Source organism: Metabacillus sp. KJ11-3, from assembly GCF_055808295.1.
Genome location: NZ_CM147865.1, coordinates 3,373,526 through 3,389,539 on the forward strand (window position 1 = coordinate 3,373,526; position 16,014 = coordinate 3,389,539).

Here is a 16,014-nt window from a genome sequence, read left to right on the forward strand (position 1 = left end):
ACCACCTAGATAGTTGCCATGCCTGGCACACCAAAAAAACAAATAGAAGTGATCTATTTGTTCAAAGTGAATTTAAACTTATTTAAATGTAGTGTTGAACCCTTTTCATTTTGCTTCAAGAGCTGCTTGTCTATAAGCTTTCGGTGTGACATGTAAGACCCTCTTGAAGGCTCTTCGAAATGAATGGGCAGAATTATAGCCTACTTCACTTGATATCTCTTCGATTGTCATATCAGTCTCAAGGAGTAACTCAGAAGCCTTATTAATGCGAATTTTTCCAATATAATCTGATACATATTCTCCAAGCTTTTCTTTGAAAAGCTGGGAAACAAATTTTTCAGGAAAACCTACCTTTTCCGATATTCGATATAATGATAAGTCTGGATCATGATAATGATCTTCTAAAAACTCAATAATTAACTTAATAGCCTGATCATTTGATTCCTTTTTCCTTTTATTAACCAAGCTACAGTATTCATCAGCTATCAATTCAAATTCTTTCCAAACATGATTTAGTCCAAGGTTTAGATGAACTTGAAAAACTCTGTTCACCAATTTGATCGAATCCCCGGCTCCTTGAGAAGTAGCCGCGTAACAACCCTTTATCAGCGTAGATTTTATTTCTTCCAATAATTGCTCCACAATCTTAGGTGATAGCTCTCTATTACTAAAATTCTCTTGAAATATTTGTGTCATGATTTGTTTGATATCGTATGCTTCCCCTGTTTTCATCGCATTTATCAGTCGAAGTTCAAGATCCATTGGATAATAGTACATGCTTGTTTCTCTAGCTATATCTTGATACCAAAGTATCTCACTCTTACTTATTTCAGAGAAGGTGGAGTCTAGTGCCTGCTTCGCCTCGTAATAAGAACGATTTATTTCCTTAAAATTGTGAAATGATTTCCCTACATAGGCTGATAATGAGATACGATAAGAATTAGCTACCGATGAACTCAGTTCGTGTAAGAGATGTAATATTTCATCAGTGACATTCACTTTATTTTCACTATGACAAGTTATAATCATTACAATCTTATCTATATGTAAATCCGTCATAACAATGGATGGCTCAAGCTCTTTAATCGTTCGTTTAATAAGGAAACGGGATGCACTTAACTCATTATGAATTTCTTTATTCTCCATATCACCATAACCATTTATTCTTAAAATACATACATATCCAAACTCTCCTCTAAAGAGTACATTTAACTGTGCCGCCCTTTCAATCATTCCTTCCTGATCGTAAAATTCTCCGCTTAATAAACTCTTTATAAAGGAATCCTTCAATATATCTTTATGGTTCGTTATTTCTCTTTTTAATAATTTATTATTAGAGATTAAATTCGAGATATTACCGTGTAAAAAGTCAAACTCATTATTATGTTTGGTAGCATCCGGACCAATTTGCTCTCTAACCACATCTATTAAGTTATGAATTGGTGAACTATCACGATAAGCAAGAAATAAACAGAGCAACATCCCAATAATCAGCGTGCTTACTGTAACAACCATGGTTATATGTTTGATAGCCTCCGCTTTTTCCATTAATCCTTCTTTAGGTATCCCTGCAACATAATTCCATCCATTAAGATCAGACTGTATAGATAATAGCATTGTTTCATTTTCTATTACTTTGTTAATTGAGTCTGTATCTTTTGTATACTTTTTAACAATTTCCTTAGCCTGGTTTTCCTTAATTCCCATTATTGTAATAGGATTTCCTTCTTTATCAGTGATAAAGGCCCAGCCTCCATACTGCTTAGATATTCCTTCTAATAGTATATTTATTTTCCGCTGGTCAATAGTCAAAACTGCTGTACCTAATGGTTGATTTAAACTATTAAAAGGAAGAGATTGAAGATATGTAATGACAGAAAGCTCCTTATTGTTACTCGTATATGAGCGAAGTGGCAGTATTTCTCCTTGATAATTCCCATGCAAAATCGTTTTTTTCCATTGAGCGAAGGAGAGATCATTATAATGGTAAGTTTCATAGAAGTGGTCAACTCTAAAAAAAACGGCACCCTCTTTTAATACAGCGTCATAATTTTTTAAATAGATATAAAAATCCTCTAAAAAATCGTTCGAATGAGTATATTTTGAAACAAAACGTGAGGTTTCTCTTAAGCTGTAAATATCAATTGCATTAGGCTCTGTTCTTGCCGTTAAATGTTGATTGAAATCCTCTAGAGCAATCTGTCTTGTAAACCTTTCAATCTCCATGATCCTGCTCTCTAAAATATCCTTACTTTTGTTTAAAATTATTTTGCTCGTCTCAATAGAACTGGTCTTTGCGACATCAATTGATACTTGGTACGATATGAATCCGGTAATAAGTGGAAATAAAAGAATAATAACATATGAAAGTAAGAATCTTCTAAAAATTTTTGGTATTTTCGTTTTCAAGAACAAAGCCCCCTCTCCTCTAAGATAACGCTTTCATTTACAGGCAGACAAGAGTAATCAACCTCCCACTTCTCTGTAAAAGCTAGAACACTCTCATCTTATCACGTTTTCTATTTATAAAAATAATATTTAAAGACTATTTCTTTCCTTTATCAAGACGGAATAAATAGAAAATTTTATTTATCCTCTTACGTATTTATCACTTTTATTCGTTATTCCCCGTTTTCAAATTACAAGGAGCAGCATTATCTATAACTAAATGATCAATTCCGATAATATCCTTATTCTCCCGAAAAGCTCCAGCTGAAACACCGATTGTTTTTCTAAATACTTTGTTGAAGTAATTGGCATTTGAAAAACCCACCTTACATGCAATATCAGAAACACTAGAGTTTGTTGATCTTAATAGCTCCACTGCTTTTTGTATTCGAATCTTCATTAGATACTGCATAGGTGGCATTTTGAGTTTACGTTTAAATTGTTTAATAAAGTAAAATCTTGAATATCCTGCGGCATCTGCTATGTCATCAAGAGTAATTGGTTCATGGTAATTAGATTGGATAAATGAAAGTGCCTTGGTAATTTGAGTGGAAAAATTCTCAACTACTTCAATATTTCTTGCATAACGGTACACTTCCATAATAAATTCATAGGCTTTTGAAGAGGCGTAATAAGCATCTGTCATTTTTTGTTCTTTCGTATTTTGATAGATTTCGAATAATAGTTCAATTAATTTGGAATCAGGAGGAACTTTTAAGATGGAACCATTTTCCACTACAATTTTCCCCCAACATTTAGAAGCTTCATTTCCCTCTAGTGTTAAAAAAATAAATTCCCATTTGTCACTTTCTTGAGGAAAATAGTAGCGATGATTACTGGGCACCTCAACAATAAACGCTTCTCCTGGTTTTACCGAATAACGTCCTCCATTTATTTCAATCATTCCGAATCCGGAAAGTGTGTATTGAAACACATATGTGCCAATATCTTTTCGTTTTAACCCATGCCAATTATAGGTATCACCTTGCTTTATTTCTTCCTTACCAACTACTCTTAAATTTGCAACATCATTTGGAAGTGTGTCGTAAAAACGAAATCCGTAAACCCCATAATTGGGTTTAGTTTCTTTGAATGAAATAGACAATATTTTACCCTCCAATCGCACTAACTTACCATTGAGGTAAGTATGTAACCGTTTTATCATTATTATAGCTACAAATAATAAATAGTTGAAGTAAGGATCCCTTATTCATTTAAGGCAATTTTAGCCATGGTTTTACTAGGGGACATTCCTTACCTCATCTTTTAGGAGGATTTCTTAATGTCTAAAATAACCTTTCTAGGAGCAGGAAGTACAATTTTTGCAAAGAATGTTCTAGGTGATTGTATGTTTGTTCCAGCATTATCAGGCTTTGAATTTGCACTATTCGATATTGACGAGCAGAGATTAAAAGACTCAGAAAATATGTTAAATAATTTAAAACATAGTTTAAAAGCGAATATCATAGTAAAAGCGTATTCTGATCGAAAAGAAGCCTTGCGGGGAGCTAAGTATATCATTAATGCTATCCAAGTAGGGGGATACAAACCAAGCACTGTCATTGATTTTGAAATTCCTAAAAAATATGGTCTTCGTCAAACAATTGCAGATACAGTTGGAATAGGTGGGATTTTCCGATCGTTACGTACTATTCCAGTTATGATGGATTTCGCTAGGGATATCGAAGAAGTTTGTCCCGATGCCTTATTTTTAAATTATACAAACCCGATGGCAGCTTTAACTGGAGCCATGCTCCGTTTCACAAATGTGAAGACAATTGGCCTATGCCATAGCGTACAAATTTGTAGTGAACATCTGCTAAAATCATTAGAAATGGATCATGAAGGAATTGAAGAAAAAATTGCCGGTATAAACCATATGGCATGGTTACTTGAAATTAAACGTAATGGTCAGGATTTATATCCTGAAATTAAAAGACGTGCAAAAGAAAAACAAAAAACCAAACATCATGATATGGTACGCTTTGAGTTAATGGATAAATTCGGCTACTATGTTACAGAATCTTCCGAGCATAATGCAGAATATCATCCGTATTTCATTAAACAAAATGAGCCTGAATTAATTGAAAAATTCAACATCCCTCTTGATGAATACCCAAGACGCTGCATTGCGCAAATTGAAGGTTGGAATAAAATGCGTGATGAAGTAGTCAACAACGCTCAACTGACTCACACTCGCTCACATGAATATGGTTCACGCATCATTGAAGCGATCGAAACAAACATTCCCTTTAAATTTGGTGGGAATGTCTTAAATAAGGGCCGTTTAATTAGTAATTTACCTGAAAACGCTGTTGTCGAAGTCCCTTGCGTTGCTGACCGCAGTGGTATTAATCCATGCTATGTTGGAGATCTACCAGAACAATTGGCAGCACTGAACCGAACCAATATTAATACACAACTTTTAACAATCGAAGCAGCCGTTACAAAGAAAAGAGAACATATTTATCAAGCTGCAATGCTGGATCCACATACAGCTGCTGAATTATCCATCGATAAGATCGTTGCAATGTGTGATGAGTTAATTGAAGCACATGGTGACTGGATTCCAACATTTGAAAGCAGCAAACAATATAGTAATTCATTTTAATATTATTGAGATCATGGTGGTTTTCACATGACTAGCTAAAACAGATTAAAAACAAGAAAAGCTTCAATCTCTTTCTCTATCAAGGGATTGAAGCTTCCTATTTTGATAACTCGAACCAAGTCTTACTTCTTCAGAAGATCCTTGATTAAAAATATATATGTGCGGCCCTTTCCTACTTATGCAATGTCATAAACGCTTCTCAGTTTTACCTGATCTTTAAATGAGTTTAGACTAAGTTTTTCACTAAGACTCTCTTTTTTAACCGTAATTGTTCTTACATCACCTGCAGATAAATCAAAATAATTATCGTTAAATTTACAATCTGCTTTATGTAAATCTAATTCTATATACTTTGCAAATGCTTGAGAAGATATCTCAACTTCAAACGTATCAGTCGTTTCAGTTACCTCACATGTTAGCTCAGGATTTAAGAAGCTAAAATGTTTAGGTTTCGTGAACAATAAGGTTTTTACTGCCACTTGTTCTCCTTTTACAAATAATTTGCATTCCAGATAAGTATATCTTTTATTTTCTTCTGATACATATTCCCCCAATGGTAGTCTTTCACATTCCTGTACCGACAAACTCTTAGCAACCGACTGAACAGTTCCTTGAGTGATTATTTCAGACGTATTTTTTCGTAATGTCCATTCAATGCTTGTATCAATTGAGGCTAATGTATCATTCGTCAAATGAATCTCAACGTCTGAGCCATCTTCTCTTAATGACATTAATACAGGAGCATAAAAGTTCTTCGCGAAATAATGAAGGGCTTTCCATCGTCCAAAATAATCCAAGCTTGACCATGATGCAACAGGCCAGCAGTCGTTTAACTGCCAATACAGAGATCCCATACAACGACCGCGGTTTCTCCGCCAATGTTCAACACCGTACTTTATCGCCTCTGCCTGTAGAAGCTGTGAAGCATACAGTAAAGAATCAAAATCCTTTGGATATAGAAAATTTTCTGATAGATAAAATAAGATCTTCCCATTTGCAGCACCGTTTTTTTGATGATTTTCCATTACATGAGAAAAAATATTAAGGTCTTCCGGCTCTGTAAAAGTATTGATTGTCTTCATAGAAGGAAAAGATTGAAAACCAAATTCAGAGCAAAAACGGAAATGAAACTTTTCATACTCTGAAAAAGGTTTTAGTCCATGCCATACTTCCCAATAATGCATATCTCCTTCGTTTGGATTTCTAGGTTCATTAAACCCGCCACCTGAAGAGGGAGATGATGACCAGTAGAATGTTTGCGGATCAATTTCTTTTACCATCTCCGGTATAATAAATTCGAATAATTTGATATAATCAGCTTTGTGCTTATAATCCTCGGCAGGCATATCTCCCCAGTAAACCCATGCTTCCTCTACTTCATTATTTCCACACCAAATACCTAAACTGGCATGGTGCCTAATTCGCTTCACATTATCGATGACCTCTTGTTCTACATTTGTTCGAAATTCTTCATTCAAATCATACACACTACATGCAAACATGAAATCCTGCCAAACAATTATTCCCTTTTGATCACATAAGTCAAAGAAATAATCCTCAGGATAAGTTCCCCCTCCCCATACACGAATCATATTAAAATTCGCTTCCACACAATCATTAATAAGCTGTTCTGTACGTTCCATAGAATTACGTGCAAGTAAGCTGTCTTCAGGTATATAATTTGCTCCCATTGCGAAAATGGATAAACCATTCACTTCAAATTCAAAAGATTTACCCCATTGATCTGGTTCATGTTTAACCTTTATTGTCCGAAGTCCGATAGTAAGTACTTTTTGATCTATGACACCAGCTTCATTAGACGTTATAACCTCTATTTTATATAATGGTTGCTGACCATAATTATTCGGCCACCATAATTGCGGATCCATGACATTGAACGTGATGACTTCTTCCTTTAAGATATGTTTAATACAGAATGTCTCTTCTCCACCTGAAGGATTTGCCATCTTCACCATAAGATTCACTTGATCATCCGAATCACTTGTTTCCACTTTAACTCGCACATTTACTTCTACTTCATTTTCTTCATGTTTTTGAGTGACATAAACATCATCTATACGGCCCGTATCCCAGGCTAGAAGTGACACATCTCTCCAAATCCCCATATCTGGAATTTTCGGCCCCCAATCCCAGCCAAACATACTGTGTCCTTTACGAATATGCGGATAGCCTTCTATTGCATCTACCACACCCCATAGCTTTTCTTCCTTTTGTTTAGCTGAGATGTATTGTATTGGTGAGAAGAGAGTCACTTCCAAAACATTTTTACCAGCAACTAAAAATGATTTAACATCGAACTCATATATACGATGCATATTGTTTGTCTTTGCAATGCTTTTTCCATTAAGTTTTATCTCCGAAATTGAATCCAGTCCATCAAATCTCAAAACAAGATTTTTGTAGTGTAGTAGATTATCTTCAACAAAAAATTTACGAATATATACATAGTCTTTAGAAGAAATATCATAGGCAAATCGTTCATTATCCCGGTAGAAAGGATCATCAATTTCACCATGCATTAAAAGATCATTCATAACAGATCCCGGTACTGATGCTTCCAAACATGTTGCTCCATCCGTGCTCTTCATTTCCCATGCACCATTCAAACAGACTTTTTCCATTTACCCAACCCCATTTTATTTATATTTTATAACTTTATTTTTAAGTTACCGTATAGCTTATAATTAATTTTAGTTTGATAGCGCTTTCTTGTCAATTATTATTAATTTAATTACCTTGAAACATTTCTTAATAATTTGTAACTTAAACGTCCTAACATATACTTTGTTAGGGAATATCTTCAATTTTAGATAATTATCTTTAAAAGAAAAACAAGGTATACATTACACCTTGTTTTTAAAGTTTCTTAACAGAATTTCTATATATTATTTTCCCTTTTACAAGTACACGACCAAATGTTTTATTTTTGTCTTTTAATTTCTCAAGAACAAAATTCACAGAGTTAGTAGCCATTTGTTCAATATCAACTTCAACTGTTGTCAGGGCAGGGTCAGTAATTGTAGCATATATATCATTATCAAAACTTACAACAGAACAGTCTTCCGGTACTTTATGACCTTCTTTATTAAGTTTCTGAACCAAGTTGTGGGCTACTTGATCACAATTACATACAAACGCAGTTGGCAGAGTCTCTGGTAATTTAATATCTATGTATGTACCCTCTTCATCCCGGTCATTAATAATATATTCTTGATTTAGCTGTCTTCCATGTTCAAGAAGGGACTTATAATATCCTAAAAAGCGATCTTGGATACTGCTAGTTGAATACAGATTTCCGACATATGCAATCTCTTGATGGCCATTATGAAAAAGATAATTTGTCAACTCATATGCTGCATAAAAGTTATCAGTGGTAACCGAGTCAATGTCGGCATGTTCATCATAGAAATCGAGGAACACTTTCGGTATATCAATCTCCTGTATTTTTTGAATATAAGCTTTACTAATTTGCCCTAGTATAATGAAACCATCGACCTTATTTTCGTTATAAATTCTGGGAAGATTTAGTTGTTTTTCATCACTATGACTCAAAATATTCAAAATGCCGTAATACCCCTGGTTCTCTAAAATTTTCGTAATACTTTTATATACATTTAAATAAAATGAAGATTGTCCAGTTCCGGCAAATCGTTCAGGAATAATAACTCCAATGTTATACGACAAACCTTCCTTCATCGATTTTGCCATAGCATTATATCTATATCCCATCTGTTCAGCAAGAGCCTTTATCTTTAGTTTTAACTCTTCACCAACACCTTCTTTATCATTAAGCGCTTTCGATACCGTTACACTACTTACGCCAAGCTTGTCAGCTATATCTCTCATTGTCACATTATTTTTCATTCATCTTCCCCCTTTCGATTAAATATTCTTTATTTTTATTATCCTTACATATTACACATTTGTATATACGTAAATATTGAATAACATGTAAGTAAATAATAGTATGATTTGCTAGCAACTTCAAATAATTTCAGATTTTTCATAATCAAATCTTTACATTGGTACATACATCTAATGTTCTAAAAGGTTATTACCTAATATTAAATCTAATTTTTAGTTAACAAAATTAGCATAAACCCCATTACCCAAAAGTGTATACCGTTTTCTTTTTATACGTTTTCTATTAATAAAGTGGAAGCAAAATAAACAATTACGCCCTAATGATCCTTATATATCAAAGTTTTTCTTTTAAAAACATATTTTTTTCTATTAAGGAAGTGATACAATAAATATAAATTAACGATAACCTTCTTATAACTTAATAAACTTAAGTTATAAGAGTAGCTAAATAAACGAGGTGACCTTTTATGCCAATTAAAGTAAATAACGAGTCAAAAGAGTTTCACTTATTTAACGAAAATGTTAGTTATATTTTTAGAGTTTTAGAGAAAAGCCATCAACTAGAACATGTATATTTCGGAAACCGAGTGAAACACCGAAATAGCTTTTACCATCTCATTGAACGTGAAGTTAGACCGTCAAGCAACATGTTCGAAGGTGACCATACGTCTTCTTTGGAACATATTAAACAAGAATATCCAAGCTATGGGACTACTGACTTTCGTTACCCGGCACACTCTATTACAGATCAGGCCAATGCCCATATTACAAACTTCCAGTATGATAGTTTCCAAGTGATAAAAGGCAAACCTGCATTAGAGGGATTACCAGCCACATATATTGAAGAACAGAATGAAGCAGAAACGCTTGAAATTTTGTTATATGATACCGTGCTGAAAACGAAACTTATCTTAAGCTACACGATATACGCAGACCGTAATGTTGTAACAAGAAATGCAAAGTTTTTAAATGAAGGATTTGTCCCAATTTTTCTCGATCAAGCAATGAGTGCCAGTGTAGATTTTCCGGACGATCAATACGAAATGATTCACCTTTATGGCGCCTGGGCTAGAGAAACACAAATGGAGACAAGGAAGCTAGCTAAAGGTATCCAATCTATTTCCAGCGCAAGAGGAGCAAGCAGTCATATACATAACCCATTTCTCGCTTTAAAAAGATTGGATGCAACCGAACATTCAGGCGAAGCTTTTGGATTTAGCTTGGTTTACAGTGGAAACTTCCTTGGACAGGTTGAGGTCGACACCTACAATGTCACACGTGTTATGATGGGCATTAACCCTTTCCAATTCAAGTGGAAATTAAGCCCTAATGAATCCTTCCAAACGCCAGAATGTGTAATGGTTTACTCAAACAACGGATTAAATGAGATGAGTCAAACTTTCCATCACCTTTACCGAAAAAGGTTGGCACGAGGCTATTGGCGTGATAGAACTCGTCCAATTTTAATTAATAACTGGGAAGCAACTTATTTTAATTTTAATGAAGACAAAATTTTATCTATTGTTGAATCAGCAAATGATTTGGGAATTGAATTATTTGTACTGGATGATGGTTGGTTCGGGAAACGTGATGATGATACCAGCTCATTAGGGGATTGGTTTGAGTATGAAGAAAAACTTCCAAACGGAATCCATGGACTATCTGAAAAAATAGAAGACTTAGGAATGAAATTTGGTCTTTGGTTTGAACCGGAAATGGTCAGTAAGGGAACAAAATTGTTTGAAGAACATCCTGACTGGATCCTTTCAACTCCGAATCGTCGTGCGTCACATGGAAGAAATCAATTTGTCCTTGATTTCTCCCGAAAGGAAGTTGTCGATCATATCTTTTCACTTATGGATAACATCATTAGAAAATCAAAGATCTCCTATATAAAATGGGATATGAATCGATTTATCACAGAGGCTTATTCACATGTTTTAGAAAAAGATCAACAGGGTGAAGTATTTCATCGCTACATCTTAGGGGTCTATGATTTATACGAAAGATTAATAAACAAATATCCTCATATTTTATTTGAATCTTGTGCTGGCGGCGGTGCTCGTTTTGATCCCGGTATGCTTTACTACGCACCTCAAACCTGGACAAGTGACGACACAGATGCAGTGGAACGACTCAAAATCCAATATGGCGCATCTATGGTATATCCACTAAGTTCAATCGGAAGCCATGTTTCTGCCGTTCCAAATCACCAAGTTGGCCGCATGACACCAATTGACACCAGAGCAAATGTAGCTTACTTCGGCACGTTCGGATATGAATTGGATGTAACGAAATTATCTGACGATGAAAAAGAAAAAGTAAAGCAACAGGTATCATTTTTCAAAGAATATAGAGAGTTGATACACAATGGAACGTTCTACAGAATCTCAAATCCATTCACTTCTAATGAGACATCATGGATAGTTGTGTCGCAAGATCAAAAAGAGGCAATTGCTGGGTACTATAAAGTCCTTGCCAAACCAAATGATTCCTATAACCGAATAAAAATAAAAGGTTTGGACCCTGACAAGTTATATACGATAAATAATAGTACTACCACACATTATGGTGATGAATTAATGAACATCGGTATTATCTTAGCAGGGAACTATACAGATCGTGCATCAGAGTACTGGTCACGGGAACATCCGCATGATTACTATTCTAAGTTGTTTGTGATTAAGGAAGCTACTAATCAATAGAATAGGTAAAAAAACAAAAAAGTACGTGTCGAAACACGTACTTTTTTTACCTTCTTATCACCCTTTAATAGACCCAATCATAGCCCCTTTAGCAAAATGCTTTTGTAAGAATGGATAAACAATAAGAATTGGCACTGTTGAAACAATGATTGCTGCCATACGAACTGTAGACTCCGAAATATTTTTCTGGAATCCGATCGTTGTCCCTGAGCTTTGAAGTACTTGTGATGTATTACTGATTAAATCCCTCAGAACTGCTTGCAGCTGCCATTTTTCTTTATCCGTTATATAAAGAACAGTTGAAAAGAATTCATTCCAATAGAACACAGCAATGAACAAACCGATAGTAGCTAAAACCGGTTTAGATAGAGGTAACACAATTCGGAAAAAGATCGTTAAATCATTTGCACCATCTATTTTAGCGGCTTCTTCTAATGTATCTGGAATACCTCTAAAAAAGCTCGTCATTACAAAGATATTGAATGCACTAATCGCATTAGGTAAAATTAAAGCCCATAGCGTGTTCATCATCCCTAATTCTTTTATTAGTAAGTAATTAGGAATTAAACCTCCGTTGAATAACATGGTAAATAAAATCAAAAATGAAAAGAGTTTGGCTCCTCGTAATCTCTTTTTTGAAATGGCATACGCTGTTGTCGCTGTGAAAAAGGTTCCTAAAAATGTACCTGCTAATGTTGTAATAACCGTTGTCTTAAATCCACTCAAAAAGGAACTATTTTGCAAGATCGCTGTGTATGAATCAAGCGAGAATCCTTCAGGTAATAAAAATAACCCTCCTCCTGCCGCTAACTTCGCATCACTTAATGATCCCATAATTAAATACCAAAAAGGAAAGATCATGATGATAACGAGCAATGACATAAAAAGATAATTAAAAATTAGGAAAACCCTTTCTCCTTTTGTTATTCCTACCATTAATATTCCTCCTACCACAGTCCTTCTTGACCAGATTTTTTAACAATTTTATTCGCTGTCACAATCAACACTAATGCAATAAGTGATTTAAACAAACCTGCAGCAGTAGCTAAACTGTAATTCGCTTCTTGAATACCTCTTCGGTAAACATATGTGTCGATTACATCAGCCACATCATATACGAGAGGACTATATAGAAGATAAATTTGCAGGAAACCTGCTTCAAGAATATTACCGAGACTTAGGATAAGCATAATTAAAATAACTGGACGAATCGATGGAAGGGTAACATGCCACATCTGCTTAAATTTATTTGCACCGTCCATGCGGGATGCTTCATACAGATCGGGATTAACACCTGTCATGGCCGCTAAATAAATAATGGTCCCCCATCCCATTTCTTTATACACGTCTGAAATAACCAAAATTGAACGAAAATGCTCTTTGCTTGTTAGGAAACTAATCGGTTCTCCGCCAAAGCCTTTAATAATATGATTAAATAATCCATCAACAGGATTAAGGAAAGTCATAATAATACCGGCAAAAATAACCCAGGAAACAAAATGAGGTAAATAAATAATAGATTGTGTGAACCGTTTAAAAGCCATATGTCTTAATTCATTTAATAATAGCGCTAAAATAATCGGAGCAGGAAATCCTACCAAAAGCTTTAATCCGCTTATAATTAACGTATTGAAGAAAATTTGTGAAAAATCAGGTGTTCGAAACAATCTTTCAAATTGTTCTAATCCAACCCACGGGCTATTCATAATTCCTGTTATAATGTTATAATCCTTAAACGCAATAACAATCCCATACATCGGTAAATACTTAAATACAAATAAATAAATTAACCCCGGAAGAAGCAGAAGATATAGATACCGATCCCGACTAAAGTCTTTCCAAATACTTCTTTTGGTTTTTATTTTAACCCCGGTACTCAATAGTTGTTCTTTTTGAAGTTCCACGTTTTTCACTCCGATCCTGTCCCTTACAACCATCCACTCTCGATAACTAACAAGATGGATAGCTGACTCAAATCAATTTTTGAGCCAGCCTTCAGAGAACTTTACTAGATTCAGTTAACTTCTTAAAACGAAGAGATTTAACAAAAGCTTTATTTATACGGCTCTATGTTTTCGTCATACCATTTGCTGAATTCTTCAAATTCCTTCTCCTGCTCTTTGTAAAGCGTGTTCGCCTCCTCATCTACCTCGTTACCACCAAGTTCAGGATACTTTTTAACAAATTCATCAAACGCACTAATTTCTAAATTACCGGATATAATGCCCCAGAATGTTTCATCTCTCAACGTATTAATATCTGTTCCATACTCAGTCCAGGCAGGACGGGAGATCGCTTTAAAGAAGACCGTTTTTTCTCTAATCGGCATAGATGTTTCGGCTCTCTTATTGAATAATTCAATAACTTCTGGTGTATTTTGAATATTTGCTTCATCTTTTCTTTGAACATACCAATTGTAGTTTCCTAGACCCAATTTATTCATTTCATCCGGGTTCACCAAACTTTTATATTGTCCATCCTTCATCTCATAGTGTTCACCTTCCTTGCCATACGTTACGAGCTTATAGGTTTCAGGCGATGCAATACGATCAATAACCTTTACCACTTCACCAGGCTCTTCAGCTGCAGCCGTGACGGATAGGAAAGACCAGCCAATTTCATCTGCCGGTAAATCTGAAGCAAAACCATCTGGTCCTTTAATCGGCTCAATCGGCATATACTCACCATCGGGATTGATTGCTTTAAATGACATATGATGATTAAAGTCAGGATTAAAAAATGCTACCCAACGATAAATTGAACCGATCTTACCGTTAGCCATAATTTCGTCTACTTTTGCTTGCTCAATTGGTGATAACATACGCGGGTCAATAACACCCTCTTTATATAAGTCCTGTAAAATCTGTAATACTTCTCTTACTTCCGGAAGTGTTGAACCATATTTCACCGTACCATCTTCTGTAATCATAAACTGATCAGGATCTACACCATAAGCAAGGAAGAATGGTGCAAATGCACGGTAAAGATTCTCTCCCGAAATACCATATGTATCATCCTTACCATTTCCATCTGGATCATCATGAGTGAACGCCTTTAATACTTCGATATATTCATCAACCGTTGTCGGAACTTCAAGACCTAGTTTTTCTAACCAATCTTTTCGAATAATTGTTGTCATTGTCCCCGGCTCAGATACATCCCCTGGAATTCTAAAGATCTTTCCACTTGGATCCCAATGGTAAAACATTGTTTCTTTCGAATAATAATTAATTATATTTTTTCCATTTTCCTGCAAATATGGCGTTAGATCTTGTACAGCTCCAGCTTTTGCCCAACTTTGGAATTCTTTATTCATATCCCAGTGCCACATTACATCAGGCATTTGACTCGTATCACTCATAAGCAGGTTGATTTTTGTCTTTGCTTCCTCCCAACCAGGCAGAAAGATATTTTCTATATTTACTTCTCTTCCCAGGTGACCCGTAAGATCTTCCTCAAGAGCTGTTTCAGTCCAGGCATTCGGGGTTTTAGGCCCACCCATTAAAGCTAAACTTACATCTAATGTTCCTGTTCCGTCGCTTTTTTTCGTATCTTTACTAGCTTCTTCATTCGAACATGCCATTAATAATGACGAAAGAGTTAGAGAAATCGCTATACCTGATAACAAACCTTTTTTCAATTGATTGTCCCCCTTTAATGTTAAATGTGTAAAATTCCCATACCCTAAGTCCCAAATCTAAGTTTCAGTTCTTAACAAGTAAACGATCACTTATGTATACGCTTACAAATACCTAATTAATTAATATGAAATTTATTTGAATCCTTTTAATCTATACCTCTATTAATTAAGTAATTAACTAGCATACACATTAATTTCAAACCAAAATACGTACGTTTACTTTATTAAGTAAATAAATAAACTCTGTTTTTTATGAAATACACTATATAAAAATAGTTAAAATCTTTCTCTCCTTTCTCCTTTGAATTTAGAATTTAGCATGTGCTTATTCATTACTTCTTCATTTTAAGTTCGTTGATATATAACGTCAATACAATTTTTATCAATATTTTGAATATTCTAAAATTAACCTTACATTTTATTATATTTACAAAATAATTAAAGAAAACATATTTTAAGAAGTTCTATTACTTTACACAAAGTTTATTTATGATAATCGATAACTTAATATGTTAACAAAATATTACATCTGATAATTTTTTTGAACTTTTTTAAACACTTATTCCAACCTCACATAAAAAAGACTCAATATAAGTTTTACTCTTACCAGCCAACTCATTGAGCCTCTTTTATCTTTTTCTTTTAAGAAAGATTACGAATAAACCTCCAGTATCATAAATAAACCTAATAGCTCCACTTAAATTGATTTGTAGCGTAATCAGACG

The 16,014-nt window shown here is 34.5% G+C and carries 9 protein-coding genes; 2 read left to right on the forward strand and 7 right to left on the reverse strand.

What is annotated here, in order from left to right:
- Positions 1-105 precede the first annotated feature (105 nt).
- Both AC0L8O_RS16910 and AC0L8O_RS16915 read right to left on the reverse strand, forming a co-directional pair.
- On the reverse strand, positions 106-2,409 hold the full coding sequence (locus tag AC0L8O_RS16910; RefSeq protein WP_473443944.1) for a helix-turn-helix domain-containing protein: 2,304 nt from the start codon (positions 2,407-2,409) through the stop codon (positions 106-108).
- A gap of 205 nt (positions 2,410-2,614) precedes the next feature.
- Positions 2,615-3,553: an AraC family transcriptional regulator gene (locus AC0L8O_RS16915; RefSeq protein ID WP_473443946.1), complete on the reverse strand. Its 939-nt coding sequence runs from the start codon at positions 3,551-3,553 to the stop codon at positions 2,615-2,617.
- 177 nt (positions 3,554-3,730) lie between these two features.
- Between AC0L8O_RS16915 and melA the strand changes: the two genes are divergently transcribed.
- Entirely contained in the window at positions 3,731-5,059 is a 1,329-nt protein-coding gene (melA, locus tag AC0L8O_RS16920) for an alpha-galactosidase (protein WP_473443948.1), read from the forward strand.
- A 176-nt stretch (positions 5,060-5,235) separates the two neighbouring features.
- Here the strand turns inward: melA and AC0L8O_RS16925 are convergent, their stop codons facing one another.
- Together AC0L8O_RS16925 and AC0L8O_RS16930 are read right to left on the reverse strand one after the other, a co-directional pair.
- On the reverse strand, positions 5,236-7,701 hold the full coding sequence (locus tag AC0L8O_RS16925; protein ID WP_473443950.1) for a beta-mannosidase: 2,466 nt from the start codon (positions 7,699-7,701) through the stop codon (positions 5,236-5,238).
- Between the two features lie 235 nt (positions 7,702-7,936).
- Positions 7,937-8,944, reverse strand: a complete 1,008-nt coding sequence (locus AC0L8O_RS16930) for a LacI family DNA-binding transcriptional regulator (protein ID WP_473443952.1) — start codon at positions 8,942-8,944, stop codon at positions 7,937-7,939.
- 467 nt (positions 8,945-9,411) lie between these two features.
- Between AC0L8O_RS16930 and AC0L8O_RS16935 the strand changes: the two genes are divergently transcribed.
- Complete coding sequence (locus AC0L8O_RS16935; protein WP_473443954.1) at positions 9,412-11,649, forward strand: alpha-galactosidase; 2,238 nt, start codon at positions 9,412-9,414, stop codon at positions 11,647-11,649.
- Positions 11,650-11,706: 57 nt separating this feature from the next.
- Here AC0L8O_RS16935 and AC0L8O_RS16940 read toward each other — a convergent pair whose 3' ends face one another.
- From AC0L8O_RS16940 to AC0L8O_RS16950, 3 genes are all read right to left on the reverse strand, one after another.
- A complete protein-coding gene (locus tag AC0L8O_RS16940; RefSeq protein WP_473443956.1) occupies positions 11,707-12,585 on the reverse strand; it encodes a carbohydrate ABC transporter permease in 879 nt (292 codons plus the stop codon).
- Between the two features lie 11 nt (positions 12,586-12,596).
- Positions 12,597-13,553 (reverse strand): ABC transporter permease, encoded by a 957-nt coding sequence (locus AC0L8O_RS16945; protein ID WP_473443958.1) that lies wholly within the window; start codon positions 13,551-13,553, stop codon positions 12,597-12,599.
- 149 nt (positions 13,554-13,702) lie between these two features.
- The gene (locus AC0L8O_RS16950) at positions 13,703-15,289 is read right to left on the reverse strand and encodes an extracellular solute-binding protein (RefSeq protein WP_473443960.1); all 1,587 of its coding nucleotides are present in this window, start codon (positions 15,287-15,289) and stop codon (positions 13,703-13,705) included.
- Between the last annotated feature and the right edge of the window lie 725 nt (positions 15,290-16,014).